At 56.6% G+C, this 24,968-nt stretch carries 17 protein-coding genes; 11 read left to right on the forward strand and 6 right to left on the reverse strand.

Annotated features, from left to right (window positions below; all coding sequences use genetic code 11):
- The first annotated feature begins 64 nt into the window (after nt 1-64).
- Entirely contained in the window at nt 65-367 is a 303-nt protein-coding gene (locus tag CJ255_RS07305) for a nucleotide pyrophosphohydrolase (protein ID WP_097643431.1), read from the forward strand.
- An 84-nt stretch (nt 368-451) separates the two neighbouring features.
- On the opposite strand, the gene CJ255_RS07310 is transcribed toward CJ255_RS07305, so the two are convergent.
- Entirely contained in the window at nt 452-4,576 is a 4,125-nt protein-coding gene (locus CJ255_RS07310) for a trypsin-like serine protease (RefSeq protein ID WP_097643432.1), read from the reverse strand.
- Nucleotides 4,577-4,728: 152 nt separating this feature from the next.
- A complete protein-coding gene (locus tag CJ255_RS07315; protein ID WP_097643433.1) occupies nt 4,729-5,931 on the reverse strand; it encodes a two-component system sensor histidine kinase NtrB in 1,203 nt (400 codons plus the stop codon).
- 232 nt (nt 5,932-6,163) lie between these two features.
- On the opposite strand from CJ255_RS07315, the gene CJ255_RS07320 reads away from it, so the two are divergent.
- From CJ255_RS07320 to CJ255_RS07355, 8 genes are all read left to right on the forward strand, one after another.
- Nucleotides 6,164-6,535 carry a roadblock/LC7 domain-containing protein gene (locus CJ255_RS07320; RefSeq protein ID WP_097643434.1) on the forward strand — a complete coding sequence of 124 codons (372 nt, stop codon included), beginning with the start codon at nt 6,164-6,166 and terminating at the stop codon, nt 6,533-6,535.
- 163 nt (nt 6,536-6,698) lie between these two features.
- On the forward strand, nt 6,699-7,451 hold the full coding sequence (locus CJ255_RS07325) for a DUF4388 domain-containing protein (RefSeq protein ID WP_097643435.1): 753 nt from the start codon (nt 6,699-6,701) through the stop codon (nt 7,449-7,451).
- A gap of 15 nt (nt 7,452-7,466) precedes the next feature.
- Nucleotides 7,467-8,000 carry a GTP-binding protein gene (locus CJ255_RS07330; RefSeq protein ID WP_097643436.1) on the forward strand — a complete coding sequence of 178 codons (534 nt, stop codon included), beginning with the start codon at nt 7,467-7,469 and terminating at the stop codon, nt 7,998-8,000.
- A 324-nt stretch (nt 8,001-8,324) separates the two neighbouring features.
- Nucleotides 8,325-8,873 (forward strand): protoglobin domain-containing protein, encoded by a 549-nt coding sequence (locus tag CJ255_RS07335; RefSeq protein WP_097643437.1) that lies wholly within the window; start codon nt 8,325-8,327, stop codon nt 8,871-8,873.
- Between the two features lie 252 nt (nt 8,874-9,125).
- Nucleotides 9,126-9,887: a DUF4388 domain-containing protein gene (locus tag CJ255_RS07340; protein ID WP_097643438.1), complete on the forward strand. Its 762-nt coding sequence runs from the start codon at nt 9,126-9,128 to the stop codon at nt 9,885-9,887.
- A 16-nt stretch (nt 9,888-9,903) separates the two neighbouring features.
- Nucleotides 9,904-10,455: a GTP-binding protein gene (locus CJ255_RS07345; RefSeq protein ID WP_097643439.1), complete on the forward strand. Its 552-nt coding sequence runs from the start codon at nt 9,904-9,906 to the stop codon at nt 10,453-10,455.
- Nucleotides 10,456-10,797: 342 nt separating this feature from the next.
- Nucleotides 10,798-11,346 (forward strand): protoglobin domain-containing protein, encoded by a 549-nt coding sequence (locus CJ255_RS07350; RefSeq protein WP_097643440.1) that lies wholly within the window; start codon nt 10,798-10,800, stop codon nt 11,344-11,346.
- Nucleotides 11,347-11,504: 158 nt separating this feature from the next.
- Nucleotides 11,505-12,020 carry a PadR family transcriptional regulator gene (locus CJ255_RS07355; RefSeq protein WP_097643441.1) on the forward strand — a complete coding sequence of 172 codons (516 nt, stop codon included), beginning with the start codon at nt 11,505-11,507 and terminating at the stop codon, nt 12,018-12,020.
- 147 nt (nt 12,021-12,167) lie between these two features.
- On the opposite strand, the gene CJ255_RS07360 is transcribed toward CJ255_RS07355, so the two are convergent.
- From CJ255_RS07360 to CJ255_RS07375, 3 genes are all read right to left on the reverse strand, one after another.
- Complete coding sequence (locus tag CJ255_RS07360; RefSeq protein WP_245863242.1) at nt 12,168-14,219, reverse strand: NHL repeat-containing protein; 2,052 nt, start codon at nt 14,217-14,219, stop codon at nt 12,168-12,170.
- 318 nt (nt 14,220-14,537) lie between these two features.
- A complete protein-coding gene (locus tag CJ255_RS07370) occupies nt 14,538-17,333 on the reverse strand; it encodes a CHAT domain-containing tetratricopeptide repeat protein (protein ID WP_097643442.1) in 2,796 nt (931 codons plus the stop codon).
- Nucleotides 17,323-18,852, reverse strand: coding sequence for a zf-HC2 domain-containing protein (locus CJ255_RS07375; protein WP_097643443.1), 1,530 nt, complete (start codon nt 18,850-18,852; stop codon nt 17,323-17,325). The genes CJ255_RS07370 and CJ255_RS07375 overlap by 11 nt, the downstream gene beginning before the upstream one ends.
- A 187-nt stretch (nt 18,853-19,039) precedes the next feature.
- Here CJ255_RS07375 and CJ255_RS07380 point away from each other — a divergent pair, with 187 nt between their 5' ends.
- Both CJ255_RS07380 and CJ255_RS07385 read left to right on the forward strand, forming a co-directional pair.
- Nucleotides 19,040-19,744, forward strand: coding sequence for a tetratricopeptide repeat protein (locus CJ255_RS07380; RefSeq protein ID WP_165774602.1), 705 nt, complete (start codon nt 19,040-19,042; stop codon nt 19,742-19,744).
- A 147-nt stretch (nt 19,745-19,891) separates the two neighbouring features.
- Complete coding sequence (locus CJ255_RS07385; protein ID WP_097643445.1) at nt 19,892-20,812, forward strand: Ig-like domain-containing protein; 921 nt, start codon at nt 19,892-19,894, stop codon at nt 20,810-20,812.
- 59 nt (nt 20,813-20,871) lie between these two features.
- Here the strand turns inward: CJ255_RS07385 and CJ255_RS07390 are convergent, their stop codons facing one another.
- Nucleotides 20,872-24,804, reverse strand: coding sequence for a clostripain-related cysteine peptidase (locus tag CJ255_RS07390; protein WP_165774603.1), 3,933 nt, complete (start codon nt 24,802-24,804; stop codon nt 20,872-20,874).
- Nucleotides 24,805-24,968 lie beyond the last annotated feature (164 nt).

A 24,968-nucleotide genomic window follows, 5' to 3' on the forward strand; every position in this document is an offset into this window, starting at 1 on the left:
GCGGCTTGGGCTAGCCTCGATACCTTTCAAATTCGCACCAAGAAACTAGATGAGGAACAATACCATGGCCACGATCCAAGAATTGACCGATCAGATCAACCAGTTTGTGGCGGCCAAAGGTTGGTACGACCCCAACACACGCTTCCCGCAGACACCACGAAACATCGCTACCTCAGTTGTGGTGGAGGCAGCCGAGCTGCTTGAACACTTTCAGTTCAGCGATCAAGCCCAGGATAAAGCCGCGCTTGCCGGTGAGTTGGCCGATGTCGCCAACTATCTCTTTCAGCTTGCCTATCTACTCGAGATTGACCTTGAGCAGGCGATCCAAGCAAAACTCAAGCTCAACTATGATCGTTCGTGGGAGTAAGGGAATGGGCTGGCGTTGGAGTGCCGGCTTTAGCCGGCTTTAGTCGGCACTCCAACGCCAGCCCATAGACTTTTCAGACAGCCTCTAGCGTCGCACCAGTGGCAAATAGACCTGATGCCCGCCGCTGATATTGACACTACTACTCTCGCGCACGAGGAAACTGGTACTGAACGAACGGACAAAATCCCGCCCGTAGAGATCATAGAGCTGTGCATCTGCGAGGTGCAGTGTGCTCTCCTCGACCGGACGATTCAGGCGTAGGGTTAGTACGAGCAATTCACCACTCCCACTGATGGCCGTTTGGTTGGCAAAGGCGATAGTGATCTGACCTGGAATACTCTGGTTGCTGGTCAGTTGAAAAGCAGCAAGTTGCCCAGTTCGCGCTACCTCTACAACGCTCATGAGTGCAGGATCGTAGAGGATCGTCAGTTGACCAGCCGCTACATTCATCAGGTTGGTTCCATGCAGCACCACCTGCACGCTTTCGCCCACCTCACCACTGAGGTCGTCCAAGCGCAGCGTTGTCTGGGCAGCACCAGCCCGCTGCGTCGCCGGGGTGGGCGGGGTGGGCCATGCCTGATGGGCTCCATAGTAAAGGATTTGGGCAGCATCACTCGCATCAAGCACCCCATTGCCATTGATGTCACCCGCATGAAGCTGTTCGCGTGTGGGTTGGCTTAGTTGTAGCGCAAAGACCATAGCCTGGAAGGCATCTTGTGCATTCACCATCCCATCGCCTGTGATGTCGCCACGAATGTGGGCGCTTGCGCTCCCAACAACACTGAAGACCCCATGTTCTAGGATCAAGGGCGGGTTGCTACTGCTCGTACCATCAGGCGTAGCGAGGCTGAGCGTCGAACCACCTTGTCCTGCCGGGGGCGGCATGAAGTTGATCAAATCCAAGTTGCTCTTCGCCTCTTCGGCCCCAATCACCCTGAAGGTAATCTGGAAGAGCGAACCATTCCCATAGAGCAGCCTTGGTGGCAGTGTGTCGGGAATGGCTGCGATGCGTAAACGGGTCACGTTGGTTTCACGTTCTTCGAGGGCGTATTCCCACGTATAGTTGAGCGTTAGTGCGGTACGACTGATCCGCACGGGCCTCAGTACGGTTGGATCAAAATCTAACCAGATGTCAGCCGAAGCTAACCGGATCTCCGAGGCATTGCGAATGTTGATCGGCACAATGATCTCTTGATCACGTTGACCAAACACATCGGGAATCCAGAGGCCCAGTTGGCCAAAGGTGACACATGTGGTGTCTGAGATTGCCAAGATCTGCCCAGTCCTACTCTCGGCCTGGATCTGGTAGCAGTAGCGTGTGCCTAACACGAGATCATTCGTCGTGTCATTAGCTACATCTAGGAAGAAGGTGTCAGACGTTGTACCAATCGTGGTAAATTCACCAGTTGTGCGTCGCAGAACCTGGTAACGGGCAATCTGGTTATTGTTGGGCACCGCCCAGCGCAAAGCGACACTCGGCCCTCCCGGCTCGGCCCACAGCGCAAAGTTCTGCGGGCGTGGGGTTGCCGTTGGCACAGGTGTTGGTTGCCCTGCTTCGCTCATGAACAGATTGAGCGCCACATGATCCAGGAAGAAATTGCTGTTCAGGCTTGCGTCGGTGCTAACCTGGAAGCTCAAGTTGGTACTTTGGCCCAAGAATCTACTGACGTCAACCTCATGGCGGACCCATCCGTTGGTGTTATTGCTGGTACACAGCTCAAAAGTGGCCAGCGTCTGGGTGCCTAGAGCCACCGTTGCGAAATCATAGCCACAGACATCCTGCGAAGCAATCCAGTAGAAGAAGCTGAGTTGGGCTGCAACCGGCGCTGTTCCTTGTTGTCGTTCAGGTGCAACGAGGCTCACCGCTTGGCTGAGTTGGCTCTCTTCGTTGTGGGCACCGCCCATCCAGACCGCATAGGTGGCATTGAACGGCTGTATCGCGCCAGGGAATTCATTGGCTGGCAAAATGAGTGCGCCTAGTTCACCAAAGGCGCGCGAATTCTCCGTCCAATCCCCGTTGGCTCCTTGGGCAAAATCAGCATTACGCAATACTTGATGGGCCTCCTGCGCTGGCGGTGGCGTCGCCGTAGGACTCGCTGTTGTTGTAGGTACCACCGGCGCGCCAGCACCCTGTTGCAGCGCAACATCATCGAGGAAGAAGTTGCTAATCAGCGAACCATCGGTCGTCACTTCAAAGATCAATTCGGCACTCTGCCCAGCATAGGCCCGGAGGTCAATTTCGTGTCGTGTCCATGTCGTCACCTCATTCGCTGCACAGAGATCAGCAGAGGCAATGCGGGTATTGTTGAGCCGAAGCGAGAAGAAGTCGTAGCCACACACATCGCTAGAGAAGATCATGTAGTAGAAACTGAGCGTTGGTGTCCCAGTGGGAATGGTGATCCGTTGGCTCAAGCGTGCGGTTTCATGATCCAAGCCACCTAACCAGGCCAGATAGTTGCCGCCATAGGGCGCAATTGAGCTGGGTAGGCGACTCTGTGGGTAGATGATCGCTCCGCTACCCCCAAGATTCGAGGAGAACTCGATCCACGTACCATTCGATCCCTGCTCAAAATTGCCGTTCTGCAGCACACTAACGCTTGGTGCGGTGGCTGTTGGACTAGGCGGCGGCGGGGCGCTGGTAGTAAGCGCAACATCGTCCAGGTAGAATGAACTGAACAGTGAATTATCCGTCTGAACCTCGAACATAATGGTTACATTCTGGCCTGCGTATGCTGCAAGGCTAACTTCGCCACGTACCCATGCTTGGGTGAGCGTCTCTTCACAGAGATCCATGTTCCATACCGCTGTGCCATTGATGAGCAGACGGGCCCGATCATAGCCACAAAAATCCTCAGAAAAGATGCGGTAGTAGAAATGTAAACTGCTATGCTGGGCTACAGTGACGCTCTGTGCGAGGCGTGCGGTTTCGTTGTGTAGTCCTCCTAGCCAAGCGATGTAGTTGCCAGAACGGGGTGGCACGGGTAAGGTGCGTTCCAATTCACGTTCCGACACGATCAATGAGCCTGTTGCTCCAAGAACCGAGGAGTACTCGCTCCATGCCCCGTTCGGCCCCTGCTCAAAATCGCCATTGTTCAGGGCTGACCCGCTGGGCGGTGGGACTGGAGTCGCAGTGGGCCCAATTGGGGTGGGCGTCGGCTGCGTTGGCGCTCCCCCAACATGCTGATCAATCCACCCAGCATAACGGCTGACCCGCGCATATACTCCGGGATTATTGGGGAGCGCACATTCACGTCCCCAACTCACGACACCACTCAACACATAGTTACCTGGGGTTCCGGCCACCAGGGGGCCACCACTATCGCCCTGACAAGAATCAAAGCCGCCCTGGCTGTAGCCGGCGCAGAGCATGTTATCGGTGATGCCACTGCCTAGCAAGCTCCTACAAGCGCGAAGTGAGACAATCGGCAGGCGGACTTCCTGCAAAATCGAGGCAGTATGACCACCATAGCTTGTGGTTCCCCAACCCGTTACCCAAACCAACTCGCCAGCCTCAACCAGCGCATCATGTTGGGGACTACGGGCGTAGGGGATGGGTTGCACATGGGTGTTCAACGTCGCAGGTTGTGCCAACCGTAGTAGGGCGATGTCATTATCAAAATTTCTTCGATTATAGTTGGGGTGGATAATGATCTGAGCGACATTCAATGACTGCTCGTTGCCTTCCGTAACACTGCGGTTGTGTTCACCGGCTATCACGCGCATATTGTTCGCACTGATGCCCTCATTGGGGTCTACACAATGGGCCGCAGTCAAGACCCAATCCGCCCGGATCAGGCTGCCGCCACAAAGGTATCCAGCAGGAAGCACCATCACCTGCCAGGGCCATGCCCCCGGTTGTGCATTCTGACCACCGACGATGCGGCTTTGGCCATGGGGTTTCTGGTGATCAACTCCATCGTCGGGCAGCAGTGGCTTACTCGGTACATCCTTGCGTACCAGTGGGCCTTGGCGCTCTTCGTGGGCAGGTGTTGGTTTGGTTGCAGACGGATTGGGGCGCACGAACGCGTTGGGATCGTTGCTCCGCAGCGTGAGAACCTGTTCTTTGTCGGGAGGCTCTCCCTTTGTTGCTTGAGCCAAACCAATTGATTGTCCCTTGCTTGGCATAAGGCCTACACTAAGCACAAGCAGGAAACAGGCAAACCCCGCAATCCACCAGCGCACCCTTGTGTCGATCTGCTGCTTACTCATAGTCGAAACCTCTTCCGGTTACGATTCCTTATCTGAAGGACTATAGGTTATACCAATTACCATTGAACATGCCGCATTATTAAGAACGCCAAAGCCCATTGGAACGCCGTGTTCGGCAATCTGCAATCTGCAATCTGCAATCGTAAATGGTATTACTCCTCTTCTACGTCATGCTGTGGTGCGGCATCGTTCCATGGCAACAGCACTATGATGCTCGTACCCACACCCACATGACTTTGCACCTCAATTGAACCAGCATGCTGCTCAACAATCTGTTGGCTCAGATAGAGCCCCAAACCGACTCCTTGGGCTTTACCTGAACGAAATGGATCAAAGATGTAGGGCAGTAAATCGGGGCCGATGCCAACCCCGGTATCGCTTACCACCACCTGGCAAGCACGATCAGTCTCTTTGCGCTGCGCTTTGACCCAGATCGTACCGCCTTGGGGCATTGCTTCCTGAGCATTCAAAATCAAGTTGAGAAAGACTTGGCGTAACGCATCGGCTTGACCCACAATTAAGGGCAGGTCATACTCGAGGTCAAGGTCAAGCTGTACTTTCGCCTGGTGCAACTTGCGTCGCGTGAACTGGGCCACTTGGCGTAGCACTTGGTTCAGATCAAGCGGTTCCCATGCCAACTGGGGCGGACGGTAGAGTTGGCGTAGGCGCTCCATGGTGCGTGCCATACGCTCCAGTTCACCCACAGCCAAATTGAGGTACTCACGCGAATTTTGACCAATACTGCGATCCTCTCGGCACAACTCCAAGCATGACATCACACTCTGGAGCGGGTTGCCCACCTCATGGGCTACACTCGCCGCCAAACGGCCCAAGCTTGCCAGTTGATCTTGCAGCAGCAAACGGCGCTTAATCTCCTCGTCACGGGTCACATCACGCCAGCGTTCGAGCCACTGCTGACCTACGAGTTCGCTCTGCAACGGCACCCGTTCAACCTTAAACCAGCGTTGTTGGCCCACAACATCAGTGCAGAGAATGCGCCATTGGCTGACCTGATCACCGAACGACTGCGTTGCTTCAGGGATCAGCGGCTGCTCTTCATCGCTTGGCCCCTGCACGGTCAGGCGCAATTCGGCACTACGGGCCAGATCATCCCAGAGTTGCCGATAGCCCACTCCCACCACTGCTTGGGGCCGTCGCCCAATAATCTGGGTGCAAAAACTGGTATTGGCCGCCAGCAGGCACCCCGTTGCATCAATCAACAGCAAGCCTTCGGGCAGATTGTCAAACACAACCCGCAACAGATCGCGTGAACGGCGTAACTCTTCAGACTGCTGGCGCAGGTTCTGTTCAAGTTCTTTGATGTAGTTGTCTGCTTCGTTGGTCATACGTGGCATGGTACGTCCTTTTGTAGATAACCTGCGAACGACAATGATTACACGGTGTTATATTTCTGCAACTCATGTTATGCTTGTAATGCAATAAGCAGCGCTTTGCTATGATCTTGTTATCCACAAGGGCTGGTTCATCCGCTATACTCACATCTGTGAATAGCGTGTTGAGTAATTCCTGGTAGAGCTACCCACGCACGCCCCCATAAGCAACTCTCGTAGATCGAAAGGAACGACCATGGCATCGCGACAGGAACAGATTGCAGCCGCCCTTGACCGTCTAACCGCCAATGTTGGGAACGATATTGCCGGTGCTGCCGCCGTGAGTATGGACGGCATCGTCCTTGTATCGAAGATGTCGGCTGAAGTCAACGCCGACCGCGTTGGTGCCGTAGCCGCCACGATGATGGGTGTGACCCGCCGTGTCTCTGGTGAATTGAAGATTGGTGCCACGGAAGAGACGATCATTAAGGCCGATAATGGGCTCTTCATGGTTCTCCCGGCAGGCGACCAGAGCCTCCTTGCGGTCAATCTACGCCAGGGTGCCAATCTGGGCTTGGTGCGGATCGAAGCCCGTGATGCGGCCAAGTCAATTGGTCAAGTCATCTAGGTAAGGTAACTGGCAACTGTCTGTCTGAGCGAATGGTTTCATAGGGAGGGCCTGGCCCTCCCATACCTTTATCTTTTGGACAGCGGCATTACTCTCAGGAAACCACCTTGCCTTACACTCTCGCTCATCCCGCCTGCCCCATAGCTCGCCCAGCGAGGTTGTTATGGCCCTCGAAGGCACTCTTCAGGACATGTCGCTCAGCGACCTCTTCCAGGTCTTCCGCATGGGCCCCAAGACCGGCGTCCTTATCCTTGCCAGCATGGCAGAACGCGGGATCATCTACGTAGCCGAAGGTAAGGTGATCGATGCGGTATTGGCCTCTAGCCCCGATAACCGTGTTCAGGCTGCTCAGGAAGAGGCCGTTATCCGTATGCTCCTTTGGGATCACGCCTCGTTCGTCTTTCGCCACGACGCAAATGTCCTCAATCGCCCCCCACGGATTGCCCAAGACTCCGAATGGCTCGTTATGGAGGGAATGCGTCGCCGTGAAGACCCGGCGCGTGCCACACCGTACCAAACCATTACCCTCGATACGCAACTCCAACTCTCACCCTTGCCTAGTAGCGCCGAGAGCGGCGTCAGCCTTGATGTCAATCAGTGGCGCATCCTGAGCCAAGTGTCCAGTAGCCCCAATTTGCGCTCTATCTGCGATGCTACTAGCATTGAGCCTACGCAGGCCATGCGGACTGTGGCTGAGCTCTTGGCGATTGGCTTGGTTGAGATCGTACCCCCCACCCCAGCCCCCAAAGCCCACCCCAATGCAGTTCACCACGATCCGGTTGTTGCCCTAAACCCGGCAACTGCCGCTGGCTCGGAACTTGCTACGACGGCTGTGCAGAGCAGTGGGAAGGACGAACGTCCCCAGGTTGGACGCACCCTACTCGAGGCGATTATGCGCCGTATCCGCGGCCTGTAAGGGAGGAAGGCGACGATGCAGGCGCTCAAGATTGTGATTACCGGCAGCTATGCTGCTGGTAAGACCCAACTCATCAGAACGATCAGCGACATCGAAACCATCTCCACCGACTACGAAGTGACCCTTGATGAAGAGCGTCAGCTCAAGCGTGAAACAACCGTCGCCCTCGATTTTGGCACGATTGCGATCAATGATCAGGTGACGCTCTACCTCTTCGGGACGCCCGGCCAAGAGCGCTTCGACTTCATGTGGGAACATCTCACCGTTGGATGTCTTGGCTATGTGGTCATGGTAGATAGCACCCGCCCCGGCCACTTTGCCGAAACGCAACGGCTCATGAGCCGCTTTACCGAGATTACCGACGCCCCCTTCGTCGTTGCCGCCAATAAACAGGACGATGAGGCCGCCCTACCTGTCAGCTATGTGCGCCGCCGCCTCGGCGTCCCCCTCGAAATCCCCGTCCTGCCCTGTGTCGCCACCGACCGCCCAAGTGTGAAAGGTGTCCTGCTTGGCCTACTCAAACATATCGCGGCCCAGAATTCGCAGTAATACCAAATCCGATAGCCGATAGCCGATAGCTGAAAAGGGAGCTATCCGGTGGGGATGGCAAAACCTTATGTTGGGAGCGCGGGCGGGACGCCCGCACTCCCAGGTTCGCTTTGCGTGTTGGCGGCTTCGCCGCCAACACGCAAGAGTAGTATGTATAACCATAGTAGAAAATAGATCAAACCACCGAAATCGCGCCTTTTTTAACCAAAAACTGCGCTAGTTGGTGTTATAATAGGTAGGATGAGGAACCCCTATGTGTTATCTGGCATAAGGGCAATCATCATTGGTGCCAACATCGTTAATAGCAATCACGGAGACACCCCTATGGCCCAAGATCGTGCAAGCTGGACGGTCAAAGACGAAGCCGCCCTCGAAGAGTTGATTCAACTGATGAACCTGCGTCCCGAAGAAGGAGCCCTGCTGAAAGACCTTGGTCCCAAGGCAAAAGAGCACGCCCCTACGCTCACCAAGACCTTCTATGATCGCCTCTTCGCCCATCCCAATACGGCTGAATATCTCAAGGATGTGAGCCTTGATCGGTTGCACGGCATGGTGCAGGAGTGGTTCACCGGCATGTTCTGTGGAGTCTATGATACCGAATATGCTCGTCGCCGCCTGCGCATCGGTGAGATCCACGTCAAGATTGGTCTGCCGGTGCGCTACCCCCTCGCCATGATTGATGTGGTTATGCCCTATGGCGATCAGATTTCCCGTGAAAGCGCGAAACCCGAAGAGACGGTCGCAGCTTTCCGTAAGGTCTTGGCCATGGATGTCGCCATCTTCAACCAAGCCTACGAAGATAACCAGTTGCGCCACCTTGCCGAGATGGTTGGTGGTGAGCGACTCGCTCGTCGTCTGCTTAGTGGCTCTTAGTTGCACCTTCCATACCATTTGCGAGGACGCGAAGGCGCGAAGACGCGAGGGCGCGAGGGCGCGAAGATGCGAAGGCGCGAGGACGCGCCGCTTCGCCTCACGCATCCTCACCGCTTCGCCTCATGTATCCCCCATCTCACGCATCCTCACCGCTTCGCCTCACGCATCCCCCATCTCACGCATCCTCGCAAGATATGGTATAGCAACCTTCCGCTTTTCTGAAACCATCCCTTAGCGTTTTTAGGAGAAGGTATGGCCCTCGAAGGTACGCTTCAGGATATGTCGCTTAGCGACCTCTTCCAGGTCTTCCGGATGGGTCCCAAAACCGGCGTGCTGATTCTGGTCAGCACCGCCGAGCGCGGTGTGATCTATGTAGCCGATGGCAAGGTGGTTGATGCCGTCTTGGCCGGAGGCCCTGATCGCCGCGTGCAAGCGACTCAGGAGGAGGCCGTCATCCAGATGCTGCTCTGGGATAACGCATCATTCGTCTTTCGCCACGATCCCAGTGTCATGTCACGCCCCCCGCGCATTACCCACGACTCTGAATGGCTGGTCATGGAAGGCGTGCGTCGCCGCGATGATCCCGCTCGGGCCATGCCCTACCATTCGATTACGCTCGATACGATGCTGCAACTCTCTTCGTTGCCAAGTAGCGCCGAGAGCGGTGTCAGCTTGGATGTGAACCAGTGGCGCATCCTGAGCCAAATTTCGCGCAATACCGATGTGCGGACCATCTGCGAGGCTACTGGTCTACCCCCTGATCAGACGATTCGCACCGTTGCCGAACTGCTGGCGATTGGCCTGATTGAGGTCGTTATCCCCTCTGCACTTCCACCCCGGCCAAAGACGCCACCTAAATCGCACCATGATCACGTTGTCTCGGTCACTCCGGCAGCCCATCTGACCCCTGAATTGGCCGCTGCTGCTGTCGTCGGCGTTGGTGCCGGTGATGAGCGCCCTCAGGTTGGACGCGGCCTGCTTGATGCAATTATGCGCCGTATTCGCGGCCTGTAAGGGAGGAAAGGCTACGATGCAGGCGCTTAAGATTGTGATTACTGGTAGCTACGCCGCCGGTAAGACCCAACTCATCAGAACGATTAGCGATATCGATACCATCTCTACCGATTACGAAGTGACCCTTGATGAGGAGCGTCAACTCAAGCGCGAAACGACCGTCGCTCTCGATTTTGGCACAATTGCGATCAATGATCAGGTGACGCTCTACCTCTTTGGGACGCCCGGCCAAGAACGCTTTGATTTCATGTGGGAACATCTTACCGTCGGTTGTCTTGGCTATGTGGTCATGGTGGACAGCACCCGCCCCGGCCATTTCGCTGAAACCCAACGGCTCATGAGCCGCTTTATCGAGATTACCGACGCTCCCTTCATCGTTGCGGCCAATAAACAGGACGATGAAGCTGCCCTGCCCGTGAGCTATGTGCGCCGCCGCCTCGGGGTGCCTCTCGAAATCCCCGTCCTGCCCTGTGTTGCCACCGACCGCCCAAGCGTCAAAGGGGTGCTGCTTGGTCTGCTCAAACATATTGCCACCCAAAACCAGATGAACCAGGAGCAGAGTGCTTAATACCAGTTACGAGTGATGAGTGGCGAGTGACAAGCAGGGTATACCTCTTCGATAGCCGATAGTTGGGGTTGGAGTGCCGGCTTTAGCCGGCTGAAGCCGGCACTCCACCGCAGACCCGCCGATCTGTCAGGCAAAAACCAAGATACAAACCTACTACAGAACATCGTTAAAAATACAAGCTTGTTCTATATTTCCCAAATAACCAATTTGCTTTGCATAAATGCCAGATTTTAACCAAAATCTTGCTGCTACAAATAGGTATTGGTGCGCTATAATTGAATTTGTCATATATGACAATGGTTTCTCCATTATCCTATATTCTTCCCATACAAAGGGGTATCCATGAGCCAAGATCGTACAAGCTGGCAGATCAAAGACGAAGCTGCCCTCGATGAACTCATCCTGTTGATGGGTCTTCGTGCCGAAGACGGTGCTACGCTGAAGGCGCTCGCGCCTAAGGCTGAAGCCTATGGCCCGACGCTTACCAAGACCTTCTATGATCGCCTCTTTGCCCATGCCAATACGGCCGAGTACCTGCAGGGCGTTGATATGCAACGCCTGCATAGCATGGTGCAAACTTGGTTCATGGGTATGTTCGCTGGAGTCTACGACCGCGACTATGCCCGACAGCGGCTGCATATTGGCGAAGTCCATGTCAAGGTGGGCCTGCCGGTGCGCTACCCCCTCGCCATGATTGACGTTGTTATGTCCTTTGGCGATCAGATTGCCAATGAAAGCTCCGAACCAGCGGTTGCCCTCGCAGCCTTCCAAAAAGTTTTGTCGCTTGATATTGCCATTTTTAACCAAGCCTACGAAGACCATCAACTCCGCCACCTCGCTGAACTTGTTGGCGGTGAACGCCTCGCCCGTCGTCTGCTTACGGGTACGTAGAGGTTTGGCGTCATGCATCTGGGGCTACGCCCCAACCCCGCTGTTTTTGTGTTGCGGTGTGGCGGAGAAGTCGCCACACCGCAACACTTTTCTATTTGACAAGCCCCCTCGCTTGCTTGTATACTCAAATCTGACTAATCAACACTCAAAGGCACGTTATGGATCGTCACCTGCTGCTGCTCGGCTTGCTGCGCCACCAAGAGATGCATGGCTATAAGATCAATGATTTCATTGATCAGCAGATGGACTTCTGTGTCAATCTGAAGCGCTCAACAGCCTACTATATCCTCGATAAGCTCTGTAGTGATGGCTATGTGCGCCTTGAGACCGAACGGGAGGGCAATCGGCCTGAACGGCACGTCTACCACATTACCCCCGAAGGCGAAGCCCGTTTCCAGGCGCTGCTGCGCGAAAATTTGGCCAACTATCGCCCTCCCGTCTTTGCTGAGGATGTTGGTACCATTTTTCAGCAGCAACTCCCCCGCGCTGAGTTGGCCGAATTACTGCAGAACCGCCGTACTCAGATTGTGGCCCACCAAAAACGGCTTGAGGTGCTGCGTACCAAACTACCTCCCAATCACCATGCGGTTATTGAACACCATCTGCTGCATATTGCGGCTGAACTCACATGGGTGGATCGTATGCTGGTCACTGTTGAGGAGCATCATGAGTAAGGTTGCGATTGAGGTACAGAGGGTTGAACCACAGAGGCACCGAGGGCACAGAGGTATTGTTGTGGAGGGAATGCCAACAGGTAATTGCTTTGCCCCAAATTTCTCTGTGTACTCGGTGTCTCTGTGGTGAAATGCTCTGCATCTCTATCATGGCAGCCCCAAGAGCTCCACGGCATCAATCTCGCTCCAATTGGCCCCTGGCCGCTGGTCAATGGTGAGCCGCACGGCGACGATGCGGTTGAGGGTTTGCGGGAAGGTGACTTCGAGCAGTTGGGGACATTGCTCGCTCAGGGCTGGTTCGGCGCTATAGATGACGCTGGCATTGCCCCGTTCATCAAAGAGTTCGATCTGGCTGATGAAGCCCGGGTTGAAGCTCTGGTGTACGATCACACCCACGGCGAAGACGGGCGTTGCATAGCGCAATTCCAGAATCTCGAGGCTATTGGGTTCGGCTGCCGCCCAGGCGTTGGGGCTGTCTTGACAACCTTCCACCCTGGGGGGGCCAGTGGCGTTTGAGGGGGGATAGTCGGGCGCATAGTAACTGGAGGCGTTGGCTTCGCTGGCCCACTGGCGCAGCAAATCTGTGGCGGTGATGGTGGGCGTTAGGGTAGGTGTTTCTGCCTCGGCAGTAGCGGCTGCGGTTTCATCCGCTTCAGTTTCTGTAGAATCGGTCACACTCTGTAGCCGCAGGGCACTCACAGCACTATACTCGCCACTGTTGTCACTGACCCAGACGAGATCACCTGGTGCTACAACGATGCCATTGGGCAGACTCAGTTCGCCGGGGTTGGGCAGATTCCCCGCTGAGGTAGGCTCGCCGCCACGCGCAATCACTTGACCATTGGGATTGAGTTTGACAATCCCGGCGCTATAGGTGGCGAGATAGAGATTGCCCTGGGTATCACGATCAAGCGCTGCTGCCGCCAAGGCTTGCGGATCGACAGGATCGCCCAAGCGCGCCAACTCGCTGCCATCAGGTGCGACCTGAACCACACCGCCAAAGGTTTCAGCCAAGAAGATTGAGCCATCGGGCGCAACCACCAGATCGGCAGGCGCAAGATCATCGGGCAGCGCAATGCGCTCCAACAGATCACCTTCGGCGCTAAAGCGTACCACACTGCTAACCACCCGTCCCCCCTCGCTACCGGGCCGCGCATCGAGGGCGTAGATGCTGCCATCAGGCCCCATGGCGATCCGTTGGGGCGAAGCGAGCCCAAACTGGGCCAAGCCGTCACCGGCGCTACCCCAGCGTTTGATGAATTCACCCTCGGCGCTAAAACGGGCAATCGCGTTGCGTCCAAAATCGGCCACAAAGAGCTCGCCATCAGGCGCACGCGCCACATCATAGGCATCAAGCAACTCATCGGCCCCAAAGGTCATCAGCAAGATCCCGTCGGGCGCAAAGACCCAAACACCGCGACGGCTCTCGGCAAGGTAGAGCGTGCCATCGGGGGCTACCGCAAGGCCACGAGCGGCAACAAAGCGTCCATCGGGCGGGCCAGCCCGTCCGCCCAGGCGCAACACAAAACCGGGTGGCCCCACATCAACAATCAACGGCTGGCTCGCCTGATGCACCGGGGTTGCGGTTGGGGTTGGGGTTGGCAACGGCACAAAACGGAGACGTTCCAGCAACGCCGTATAGAGCGGTTCTTGCGCCTGCCAAGCCTCACTCGTAGCCTGAGCAAGCACCCGCAACGCCACCTCTGGCCCCAGAATAACGGCCAGCCGCCCGGCCACCCCTGGCCCACTCAGGTCAGCCGCAAGCCCGGCATAGCCCTCAAGCACCAGCGTCGTCGTCGGGCCAAGGGTATAGTCTGCCTGTTCCACCGCGCTACTACTCAAATCAAAGAAGGGTGCCGGATCGCTGGCTGCCGCCTCACCAAGTTGAGCCTGCAATGCTACGAGGGGCGTTGCATCAAGGGTAAAGACCAGATCAGCGCCCGGACTCCCCAAATTCAATGCCGCCTCCGAAGCAGCAAGCTTGAGCGTGCCATCGCGCATCACACTGACCCATCCGGTTGGCAGCGTGAGCATCAAGCCAAGCTCACTCACCGTCAACTCATCAGTCAAATTCGGCAGCGGCGTTGCCGTGGGCTCAGGCGTTGCCGTCGGCTCAAGCACCGGCGTTGAGCGATTCAGGAAAGGCATAGCACAACCACTCAGCAGAACCAACAGCAGCAGGAGCAACAAGGGGCGCATAGGGTTATCCGTAGGAACAGAGGGGGGGCAGAGGAACAGAGGGGGGGCAGAGGAACAGAGGAACAGAAGAGCAGAAGAACAGAAGAGCAGAAGAGCAGAAGAACAGAAGAGCAGAGGAACAGAAGAGCAGAGGAACAGAAGAACAGAAGAGCAGAAGAACAGAAGAACAGAAGAGCAGAAGAGCAGAAGAACAGAGGCGTGCTAGTGGGCAGTATACCACTACGGACAGAAAGCGTGTTCATGGGGAAGGCGTCGCAGCTTTATTGCGTTCCTTTGCATTCCTTTGCAGCAATGAACAGATTTTCTGTCCGCTACCGATCACCGGCGCGTGAGCACATAGCCCGCCCATACCGCTGGGTGGGCACATTCCTCGTGGTTGCTTAGTTCCCGTTGGGCGGCCCGTAGCGCTGCTGTGGCGGTGCGGCCTGTTGCGAGATGTTGGTAGAAGCTGGCCATGCATGTGGCAGCCAGTTGATCTGCAAGTGGCCAGAGGCTGGTCATGACCCGTTGTGCTCCGGCTACGAGTAGGGCGCTCTGGAAGGCCAGCAGCGATCCGCCGCTCTCCATGCCGCTGGCGGTACTACAGCCGTTCAGTACGACCAGTTCGCATCCGGCGAGGCGTAGGTCGTAGCACTGCTCCAGTGTGAGCATGGCGTCTGTCAGTTGTAGGCTGGTGAAGATGGAGGGTTCTGGATCGAGTTCGCTGTGGGCGCTGAGGTGTAGGATGCGCGGTGCCTGGGTGAGCGTGCGGAGAACATCAAGCGCTTGCGGATCGTCGAGGTAGCTCTGGCTCCCTGGTAGCGCTGCAGCGACCGCCGCGATCTCGGTGGCGACTGCGCTGAGGTTGCCGGCAGCAGAGCAACCGATTAGCAGGGCTGGGCCAAGTGGGGCACGAGGTGGTTGCGGTGCCGCTAAGAGCGCCCCTGAGGGGATGAGTTCGATTTCGTAGTGTGTAAATAGGTAGTCTGTACCATCCCAGAGTGCGGCGAAGGGTATAAGGTGTAGCGGGGCGCAGGGGGCGATCAGCAGGTGGCCGCTTGTGGGCATGGCGGGCAGGGGGGCGATGAGTTGGCTGTGGAGCCGTTGTAGGAGGCTGCGGGCTTCTTTGAGCATGCGCGGCTGTTGCTGCTGCCGTTGCGCCGGAGTGAGGCGCAGGTAGTTCAATAGTTTCAGTTCGAGCCGGTTGAATAGATCGTTTATCGCATCTACTGAACCAAGTTGGGTCGTATGCACATGCCCCTCAGCATCGGCACAGATTGCCAGCAATGTATCACCGCAGCGCACATATTCAATGAGCCAAGTGGCGGCAAGGTGGCGCAGCAATGGCCTTGGATCGCTCGGCAGTTGCACTGCTGGCCCCGTTTGGTTCTGGCGCACACGACGGCGCTGTTCGAGGTAGGCATGCTCCTGTTCACGCAAGCGGGCATGGAGCGCCTCTAGCACTGCTGGCGCTTCTTCTTCTTGTTCAGCACGCACAATCTGCCAGCGTAGGGTGGCGAGTTGCTGACGTGATAACTCCAGCTCCTGGGGATGCTGAGGTTGATTGTGCAGTGCAAGTAGATCAAGCAGCGCGCCCCCATTGGCACGCCAGGCATAGTGGAGCGCCTGGAGGGGCTGGTTGGCCTGCGCTGCCAACTGCACCAACTGGGGCAGGAGGTCGCTCCGCTGGGCCTGAAAGCTGGCCGTTAGCTCGGCAATGCTCAGATTGGCACGCAGCAACTCATCAAGCTCTGCGGCAGCTTCCAGTTGCTGACGGGCATGTTCAGGCTCACATGTGAGCAACAGCGTTCCAAGTTGAGCCGCGATGTCACGTTGCAGCCAGATGAGATGCGTCTGCTGGCTTTGTGTTAGCGCATGCTTAAGGTGCTGCAGGGCAAGCTCTGGGTGCCCCATGCGTTGGGCGAGAAGCCCCTGGAGCAACTGTTGCCAGACCTGCAATCCGGGAGGTAGGTCGTTGGGCAAGGGCAGGGCGAGCAACCGCGATGCCTCGTCCAGTTGGTCTCGATCAAGCATGAGCGCCGCATGTTCAAGTTGAGTTTTGGCACACTCAAGCGGCAGGTGTAATTGGGTGAATTGTTCAGCCGCCGCATGCAAGAGCGGCACCAGTTGCGGATCGTCAGGATTGCGTTTACGCCGCACCTGGGCTTCAGCCAGCAACGCTTGGGCGACATAGTGCTGCATACCTTCGGCAGCAAAGCGGGCATGGGCCTGACGGCAGGCGTGGCGTGCTTGGCGCCAGGCCCCCAAGCGCACCAAGAGATCGGCCTCGAAGAGTAGCAGCGCGGCATACTCCATCGTCACGCCCAATGTTTCAAAGCCCGCACGAGCCTGGCGGAACAGGCGCAGAGCACTGGCTGGTTGGCCCAGGGCCACAGCGAGTTCAGCAAGGTTCAGATCAATGCGCGCCACCGTCAGCCACTGCTCTAATGCCACCAGCCGTTCACGGCTATCACGCAGCAACGCTTCGCTCGCGGTGATGCGCCCAACCATGCCCAAGGTAAACGCCTGGTTGACTTGGAGTTCGGCCCATTCTACATACTTGTGGTGGCGCAACGCAAGTGGCAGTGAAGCCTCATTGACCGCCAGCGCCTCGTGGTAGCGCCCACACTCATAGAGCAGCCAGCCATAGTTGATGCCCAAATTGACCAGAAACGGTTCGCCGTGTGGCCCTAGTGTTTGCAGGAGTTGCTGGGCGTGGGCAGCAGCCGTGAGGGCTGCCTCCAATTGACCAAGGGTGGTATAGGCAAAGACGAGATTACTTGAGAGGCGTGCAATAGCCTCTACATCAGCGGCCTGTTCATAGCCAGCGAGTGCCGCTTGGTAGCAGTGCAATGCTGCGGCGGGCTTGGTGAAAATAGCCCAGTTGCCACGCGCCCACTGAGCCAGAGGGGTAGCCAACGGTTCATGTGGAAGCTGCGCGGCAACCGCGAGCGCCGCCCGCGTGATCCGCTCTGCCGCCGTGGGATCGCTGCGGTTGAGCGCATCACTACGCTGTTTTAAGCGCGCAATCAACTCCAGCGAGAGCAGCGCTGCATGGTGCATCAACCAAGCAGACCATTGCACATCGGGGGTAGCAAGCAACTGTTCTGCAAGCGGGTCAAACTCAATCGGCATCTACTTCACCAATTATCAACGCTTTGATCAGCAGCTCCAGATCGGTCGTGACGATGATCAACTGGTAGCGTCCAGCGGCTAGGTTGCGTAGGGTAAAGGTACCATCCTCATCAAGCTCGGCGGGCTGGTCGGGGCCAGCGGTTGCGGCGAGACGCACCTCCTCAATGGTACCCATAAACGGAGAACCATCGGGGGCACTCAGTTCGCCCGTGAGCGTCCAACGGGGGCTGCTGCGGGCCATGTGGCGCAGACTGAGCGTAATCAGCACCTGGGGGGTGCTGTAGATCTGTGCTTGACCTCTCAGTTGCAGGGTGAGGGCTGGTTGCAGGATCGCTTCAACCACCTGGCGCACCTGCGCAAGTGGGCCGGGCTGATCGAGCGGCACAGCATCAAAATGGGCCAGCAGTGCTAGTTCAGCCTGACAGTGGGCACAGGTTGCTAGATGTCGTTTGAACACCAGCCTTGCGGTGCCCTCCAATTGGTCTTCTTGGTAGGCCACCAACTGTTCAGGTGCGGGACAGCCATAGCGGTAGAACAACTCCTCCACTTGCGCGACTTCGGCAGCAATCGTCTGAGCGCGTACAAGGCAAGCGAGGTTGGCTTCAACGGCAGCACGCACTTCCACTGGAGCAAACCCAGTAACGTAATCGAACAAGCTTGCCTCATCAAGTTCGCACGGAATATTCATGGCACTACCTTCTTTTGAAGAACTATTGATTCGCATTTCAAGAGATGTAGGCCCACGGACTTTTTTGCGTGACGATGACGCAGCAGCAGATGGATTAGAGCTATTTTGGTCAATTGCGGCCAGGTTTGCCGAATCGGTGCCAGCGGGAGCATCTCCTCTTATGCCAGCGAGTTGGCGCAATTCAGGATTAGCCCAACAGCGGCGGCGGATGCGTTGGGCAAGCGCATAGACGCGCCCCACGTCGGCAAATCGCTCTGGGAAACGGGCGGCAATCTCAGCGGGTTTATAGCCCTGCACCATCAGCAATTCAAAGACGAGACGTTCTTCAGCAGTAATCAGAATCGTAGCTAACAACGTTTGCAAACTTATTGCCAGATCAGCGTCAGACGGAGGCAAGGCATGGTACGGCTCAAGCGGTATATCATCATCTATATGGCGGCGTTGCCAGCGCAATTGGATCAACACAGCACGCTTGGTACATGTCGCCCAAAACTTCAACAAGCGTCCCAACTCATCACCGATGAAGAGATCGGGGCGTTGCGGCCCAACCCGGCCAAGAATACTCTTCGCTTCCTGTATAACATCCTGCAACGTCTCAGCATCGAGCAAATTGGGATTACCTGTGGCGGAAAGAGCATCAAGCACCCATTTATTAATCATAGGGTGGAAGATCGTATCAATCGCCATCCACGCCTGTTGGTCACCGGCAAAGGCACGGCGAAAGACCTGAACACAGCAGGGCGAATGGCGTTCGCCAGTTTGACGGAAAGCACTGCGCTCAGCTTGGCAACAGGCAATTACCGGCTCAAGGGGAGGAAGGGTGGTTGTCATATTGTGTAAGTCTCTGGGTCTAAGAGGCTGTCTGAACAGTCTATGAACTGGCGTTGGAGTGCCGGCTTCAGCCGGCTAAAGCCGGCACTCCAACGCGTGCCCCCGGCTTTTCAGACAGCTTCTAAGGTTACGATCCAAGGTTTAGATGTTCTTCTCTATTATACGCCTAGCTGCGGGAGCTCTAGCTATGGAACTCTTTATCATCGGGCTCGTGTTTGGCCTTATGGCGATGAGAATGTTTATGCGCATGTTCCGTCGGTCGGAAGCGCCTGTGGTGGTGGTGCATTGGCCTGAGCGTAGATCAGCATCACCGGGCTGTTTGCGCTTTTTCGTTGTGCTTGGCTTGTTGGCGGGGGGCTTCATCATCTCCTCCCACTTTTGGCCTGCACAAGCAGACCAACAGAGCCTAGGAGCAACCATGCGACCAGCCACGCCGTCTCCTTTGGTTGGAGCGATGGTGGCACACACACCTACGCTCACAACGCCACGCGAAGGAGCAGAGGAAAAGAACCGTACAGGTTTGGCGCTCTTTGCCGGAGGCGACTATGCTGCTGCTGAAGTCTGGTTCCAAGCTGCAATCAGCGCCGATCCCAGCTACTACGAACCCTACAACAATCTCGCCTTCTGCCTCTACGAGCGTGGCGATATTGAGCGAGCAATCGGGTTATGGCACACGGCCCTCCAGCTTGATCCTGGCAGCCCCGATGCCCATGCTGGGCTGGCGACAGCCCTCTGGATGGTTGGCCAGCACCATGAGGCGCAGCAGAGCTACCAGCGCGCCTTGGAACTCCAACCGCTCTATGGCAATGCGGACTGGATGGCCCAAGCGCGCTACTGGAGCCCCAAGATACTTGCTGACTCACAGCCGCTACGGGGGCGATTGGTATTGTAGATTGTAGATTGTAGATTGTAGATTGTAGATTGTAGATTGTAGATTGCCGAACATGGCGTCCCAATGGGCTTTCGCGTTCTTGATAATGCGGCATGTTCAAGGGTAATTGGTGTGAATGTCCTATCCGTCCATGAAGGAGTCCTCCACATGTTCTACCTTGCGCGCCACAGCACACTCCTACTCACCATGCTCTTTACGCTACTGCCTATGACTACGACCGGCTACGCTAATCTCGCAGATCTCGATCCGATTATCCTCCATTACCCGGATGCCACCTTCAGCGAGGAGCATGCGGGTCAGAATGGGCTTTTGCAGCCCAACCCCACTATCTCTGAGATAGCCATCTATCCCGAGAGCTTGAATAGCCTCACGGTGATAAGGATCTCGGTCTGCACTGATGCTCCACATTTTCAGTTGCGCTGGTCAATGGATGGGCCAGACGGTTTTATGACCGAGATCTTTGTGCGTCCGACCAGTTGCTCGTCAGATTTTGGTCATGGATCGCGTGTGATGCTTAATGCGGTGCTTGGGCAAGTCTTCACGCTTTACCTATGGTCTAGCCAGCAACTCCTCTCCGAAGATGACTTTATGCAACGGGCGGCGCGCTGGCGCATTACAGTCATCGGTCTAGGACGGATCAATACTGAACGCATCCCGCCACTGACCGTACCAGCAGCCACTGTGGAAGAGCCGAGCAGTGGTGCAACAGCGCAAGGCACAATCACGGTGCGCGGATGGGCGCTCAATGCCGCTTCGTGGCATGGCACGGGCGTTGATCAGGTACAGATCCACAGTGGTGGCCAATTACTGGACACGGCAAGCTATGGGCAGCCACGCCCCGACGTGGGCACGGACTACGGAGATCCGCGCTTCAACAACTCCGGCTACTCTTACCAACTCGACACCACACGGCTCACCAATGGCTCGCATACTATTCAAGTGCGTTATCGCAGCAGCTTTGATGAGACATGGCATATCGTGGAGCGGGAGATCAATGTCAGTAACCCAGAAGTGCCGATTGTGCGCCCATCTGAAGTAAAAGTCTACCTTCCTCTTGTGCAACGGTAGCGGGTGCGAAGGAATGTTTCAGAGATCGCTTACCGCCGCCAAAAGATTCAGACACCTCCCTACCGCCGCACCAAGGGCAAAAAGACCTGGTGGTGTGGCGTTGGAATCGGCACCGGGCTCGCCGTGGTCGTCGGGCTGGCGGTGGCCGTCGGGCTGGCGGTGGCCGTCGGGCTGGCGGTGACCGTCGGGCTGGCGGTGACCGTCGGGCTGGCGGTGACCGTCGGGCTGGCGGTGACCGTCGGGCTGGCGGTGACCGTCGGGCTGGCCGTGGGCGTGGGCGTGGGGACCACATCCAGATCCATGCCGGTCAATGGCCCTGGCAGCGGTTGACGCGGGCCTGGTGGTAATACACCAATCCCGGCTATCAGAAAGTCGGGCCAACGGGTGGCGCTGGTAAATTCAAAAATACGATTATCAATGTAGTTGTCGAAGGCTACGGTGTCTTGCCGACCAGGGTAGAAGATTGAAACGCCGGTGGCGTCGGCAAGGTTGATGTACGCCCCATTGGCATAGCGTATCGGTAGGTTACCACTGCCCACGCGGTTGCTACCGGCCACAATGAAAGCACGCGGGCCGCTGAGTTCGCGGATGAGCGCAAAGGCGCGTTCTTGCACCGCTGGGTTGCTGATGCCCATCTGGATACGACTGGCCCAGGCAAGCAGATCGAGGTAGTCGTCCAAGCCATCATTCAGGTAGTCGCCATTACTGTCAAAGCGCGGACTAGCCCGCCAGATATTTTCCACTTCAGCGAGCCGTGCCCGGTCGTTGTTGACGTGTGCCGCCAATTCAGCAGCGAGCGTATCTATCGCCGTCGCCATCGGCTCGGCGCGTCCAAGATCAAGTGTGGCAATGGTATACGGCACCTCCGCCTCATCGCCCAACGTGGCATAGGTCGAGGTGACCTTGAGCGCCACGTGAGCCGGGGTGTCATTGGTTCCAATCGCGTTGATGTAGCTGTCGTAGGCAAAGAAGTTCCAACCCAAGTATTGTGAGGCGATGAGCAGCCGCGATTGAGCCGGTACGTCAGCACGCGGGCGCAACTCATAGGCCACCTCTAGCAGATTCATCGAGCATGCATCAAGGTGAATAACATCAATCGGGGCCACCCCTTCGGCCCGCAGAGCCCGACCAAGCTCGGCAGTAGTCATGTAGGCGCTGTAGTTGAGCACCCCGTCATCTTTGAGATCACTGGTGCGATCCCAGGCAATCCCTTGGATGGCCTGGCCATGATTGGCAACCGCAAGGTAGTAGTGGTTGGCCGGGAAGTTCGCCTGCCCCCAGCGGATGAATTCACTCAAAGTCTCAGGATCATCCATTGCCTTTTCGCCCACGCTGATGCTACTCACCTGCGGTGGATTGCCAGGGGTAATCAGCACACGGTAGGTATCGCCGTCGGCAGGGCCATCAATTTGGGCAGCCACCCGAATCGCCGGATTACGCAGCGAAGTCTGGAGTTGCTCAAGCGCCGCAAGGAAGGCGTTAAACTGACTACCCTGATCAGGATAATCGCCCGCCAGATAGAGCAGCGCTGTCCAGGTAATTTGGGGTGGTTCAGCCACAAAAATGGTTGTTGTTGCCGGATCAGACCACGTACCTGCACTGTTACGAACCTCAAGCATCATACGGTGCATGCCAGGACTCAGGCTAGTCGCAGCGCGGCTGAGCGTAGCGGCGTTGCCAATCACCCCATCGAGGCTCGATGTCCAACGGTAGGCGGTGATCTGCGGATTCTCACGACTATCCTGCCCCATCCCACGGATCGTCAACGTATCCTCTGCTTGCAGGCTCGCGCTGCTGATGTGGTTGATGGTGGCAATTGGCTTGGCGTAGCTCATGGGGCGGAAGATTTGTACCCGATGGTTGCGTGTGTCAGCAACATAGATCCGCCCCTCTGGGCCAGCCGCAATACCCTCTGGCAGATAGAGTTCGCCGAGGCTCGCATTGCTCAAATAGGTCATTGGTGTAATGGTATCGGGCGGCTCACCCCAACGGCTGAGGAGGGTGCCATCGGGGTGCAGTTTGCTCGCTCGTGAGACTGAAAACTCGGTAGTTAAGATGTGGCCCTGGCTGTCCACCGCCACACCCCGTGTATGACTGACACCACTCAGTGTCTCTAGGGCAGCCCCACCACCTGCGGGATAGCGCCGCACTCCACTAATCATGCTGACATAGAATGAACCATCACTGGCTAAGGCAACATCCCGAGGGAAAGAAAGATCGAAATGTTGCCACAACAGCTCATTGTTAGCGTTTATGAGATAAATTAAGCTAGGACTATCGCGTTGGTATTCTACGACATGGATTACCCCCGCATCGCTCACAGCGATTGCGCCAGGTAAAACCCAATTATTGGGATGGGCATCAAACGATTCGAGCCAGACACCTTGGGCTGTAAAGCGATCAATCCGCCGGTTGACCGTATCGGAGACATAGATCGTACCATCGGCACGGCGGGCAATGCCAAAGGGATCGTTAAATTGACCTGGAGCAGAACCTTGGCCACCCCAACTGCGGAGCCATGTCCCATCGGCACGAAAGTGCTGAACGCGGTGATTAAGCCGATCAACAACATAGAACGAGCCGTCGGGCGCGACAGTAATCCCGGTCGGATGTTGAAGTTGCCCTGCTGCTGCGCCACGCTCACCCCAAGGGGCCACCCAATTGCCGTTCGCTTCACGAAGAAGCAGACGATGGGCGCCCCGTTCAGCCACATAGAGCCGTCCATTCGGAGCAACCGCTACAGCACTAGGGGTTCTGAGCGTTTCACCACTCGGTTGCGCGGTTGTCCATTCATTCAATGGAGAACCACTGCTCGATACACGTTGAATAACATTCATCCGAATATCGGTAAGGTAAGCGTCACCCTGAGGTGTGAAGGCGATGCTGCGGGGTTGGCCAAAAAAGCCCGGACTAAAGCCCCATGTATCTAGCAGTTGGCCACTGGTGTTGATCTTCGCCACCCCGCCATATTCACCGGACATACTTCCATCACGCCGCCATGCGGTGACATAGAGATGCTCATCAGGGCCAAAGGCCATACGGCCCCAGAGGGGGCCACCCATAGCCTCCATTGGCCGCCATGTTGCAATCCAATCCCCGGCAGGAGAGAATTTGTGGATGTCACTCATTGTGTTGGCAACATAGACATTGCCATCCAGATCGACTGCAACACCAGCCGGATACTCGAGTTGCCCTGGATTTGTGCCGCGCCCGCCCCAAGTGGTGATCAACACACCTTCGGTAGAAAACTTCTGGACGCGATGGAGCATGTATTCTACAACATAGACATTTCCAAAGGAATCTACTGTTATTGCATCGTAAAAAGATGGAAAGAACTGCCCCGGCATGGTGCCCAATGATCCCCAAGAGTGTATCGGAGTTCCTGTGCTATCAAAGACCTGTATACGCGCATTGACAGCATCAAAAACATAGACGTTACCATCTTGATCAACGGCTACATCGGTTGGATCATTGAATTGCCCTAATAGTGCAGGATTCCAGATCTGACGTTCAACCACGTAATCATCAGCCGTCCGCCGCGCCAACACCACATCTACCTGCTGGCTACCCGGGCGCACGGTGTAGCTCACACTCTGCTCGTGGCTGCTGTAGCGCGCGGTGACGGTGATGCGTTCACCGGCTTGAATGTTCAACGGTGGTTCGCTCAGGCTAAGGCGATAGGTGGGTTTATGCGGAAGATCACTATATGCTTGGGTGTAAAGAGTGACACGTTCGCCCTGTGCGTTGGTGATGCTCACTTCGGCACCGGCCACCACAGTGCCGTCAATATAGACAAAGCCGCTGAGACAGCAGGCCGCCAACTCGCCACCGGGCGGGGTGACGCTGCCGCAACCACGGGGCAGGGCTTCGGGGCCGCTGGTGCTGGCTAGGGGCGCAGCCACAACCTCTTGCTCCCCATGCAGCATCCGTGTGGAGAGCATGGTGGCGAGAAGCGCAAACGACAGGAGCAGAAAGAGGAAGGGAACGCGCATAGCTGACTCGTCTTCTTTTTTATGACACGAAAACACCATCTGCAACGCTATAGTAACATAGCATTTGCGTTGACTAGACGCTCGGCGCTACAATGATGAGGATGCGAGGATGCGAGGGCGCGAGGGCGCGAGGGCGCGAGGGCGCGAGGGCGCGAGGGCGCGAG

It is taken from the genome of Candidatus Viridilinea mediisalina, from assembly GCF_002532535.1.
In the GTDB taxonomy this organism is placed as follows: domain Bacteria; phylum Chloroflexota; class Chloroflexia; order Chloroflexales; family Chloroflexaceae; genus Viridilinea; species Viridilinea mediisalina.

What these genes read in the sequence shown, in the direction of transcription:
- CJ255_RS07345 (WP_097643439.1), top strand. Translation starts at nt 9,904, where the DNA reads ATGCAGGCGCTTAAGATTGTGATTACTGGTAGCTACGCCGCCGGTAAG.
- CJ255_RS07325 (WP_097643435.1), top strand. Translation starts at nt 6,699, where the DNA reads ATGGCCCTCGAAGGCACTCTTCAGGACATGTCGCTCAGCGACCTCTTC.
- CJ255_RS07335 (WP_097643437.1), top strand. Translation starts at nt 8,325, where the DNA reads ATGGCCCAAGATCGTGCAAGCTGGACGGTCAAAGACGAAGCCGCCCTC.
- CJ255_RS07340 (WP_097643438.1), top strand. Translation starts at nt 9,126, where the DNA reads ATGGCCCTCGAAGGTACGCTTCAGGATATGTCGCTTAGCGACCTCTTC.
- CJ255_RS07305 (WP_097643431.1), top strand. Translation starts at nt 65, where the DNA reads ATGGCCACGATCCAAGAATTGACCGATCAGATCAACCAGTTTGTGGCG.
- CJ255_RS07350 (WP_097643440.1), top strand. Translation starts at nt 10,798, where the DNA reads ATGAGCCAAGATCGTACAAGCTGGCAGATCAAAGACGAAGCTGCCCTC.
- CJ255_RS07320 (WP_097643434.1), top strand. Translation starts at nt 6,164, where the DNA reads ATGGCATCGCGACAGGAACAGATTGCAGCCGCCCTTGACCGTCTAACC.
- CJ255_RS07385 (WP_097643445.1), top strand. Translation starts at nt 19,892, where the DNA reads ATGTTCTACCTTGCGCGCCACAGCACACTCCTACTCACCATGCTCTTT.
- CJ255_RS07375 (WP_097643443.1), bottom strand. Translation starts at nt 18,852, where the DNA reads ATGACAACCACCCTTCCTCCCCTTGAGCCGGTAATTGCCTGTTGCCAA.
- CJ255_RS07380 (WP_165774602.1), top strand. Translation starts at nt 19,040, where the DNA reads ATGGAACTCTTTATCATCGGGCTCGTGTTTGGCCTTATGGCGATGAGA.
- CJ255_RS07390 (WP_165774603.1), bottom strand. Translation starts at nt 24,804, where the DNA reads ATGCGCGTTCCCTTCCTCTTTCTGCTCCTGTCGTTTGCGCTTCTCGCC.
- CJ255_RS07370 (WP_097643442.1), bottom strand. Translation starts at nt 17,333, where the DNA reads ATGCCGATTGAGTTTGACCCGCTTGCAGAACAGTTGCTTGCTACCCCC.
- CJ255_RS07330 (WP_097643436.1), top strand. Translation starts at nt 7,467, where the DNA reads ATGCAGGCGCTCAAGATTGTGATTACCGGCAGCTATGCTGCTGGTAAG.
- CJ255_RS07360 (WP_245863242.1), bottom strand. Translation starts at nt 14,219, where the DNA reads ATGCGCCCCTTGTTGCTCCTGCTGCTGTTGGTTCTGCTGAGTGGTTGT.
- CJ255_RS07355 (WP_097643441.1), top strand. Translation starts at nt 11,505, where the DNA reads ATGGATCGTCACCTGCTGCTGCTCGGCTTGCTGCGCCACCAAGAGATG.
- CJ255_RS07310 (WP_097643432.1), bottom strand. Translation starts at nt 4,576, where the DNA reads ATGAGTAAGCAGCAGATCGACACAAGGGTGCGCTGGTGGATTGCGGGG.
- CJ255_RS07315 (WP_097643433.1), bottom strand. Translation starts at nt 5,931, where the DNA reads ATGCCACGTATGACCAACGAAGCAGACAACTACATCAAAGAACTTGAA.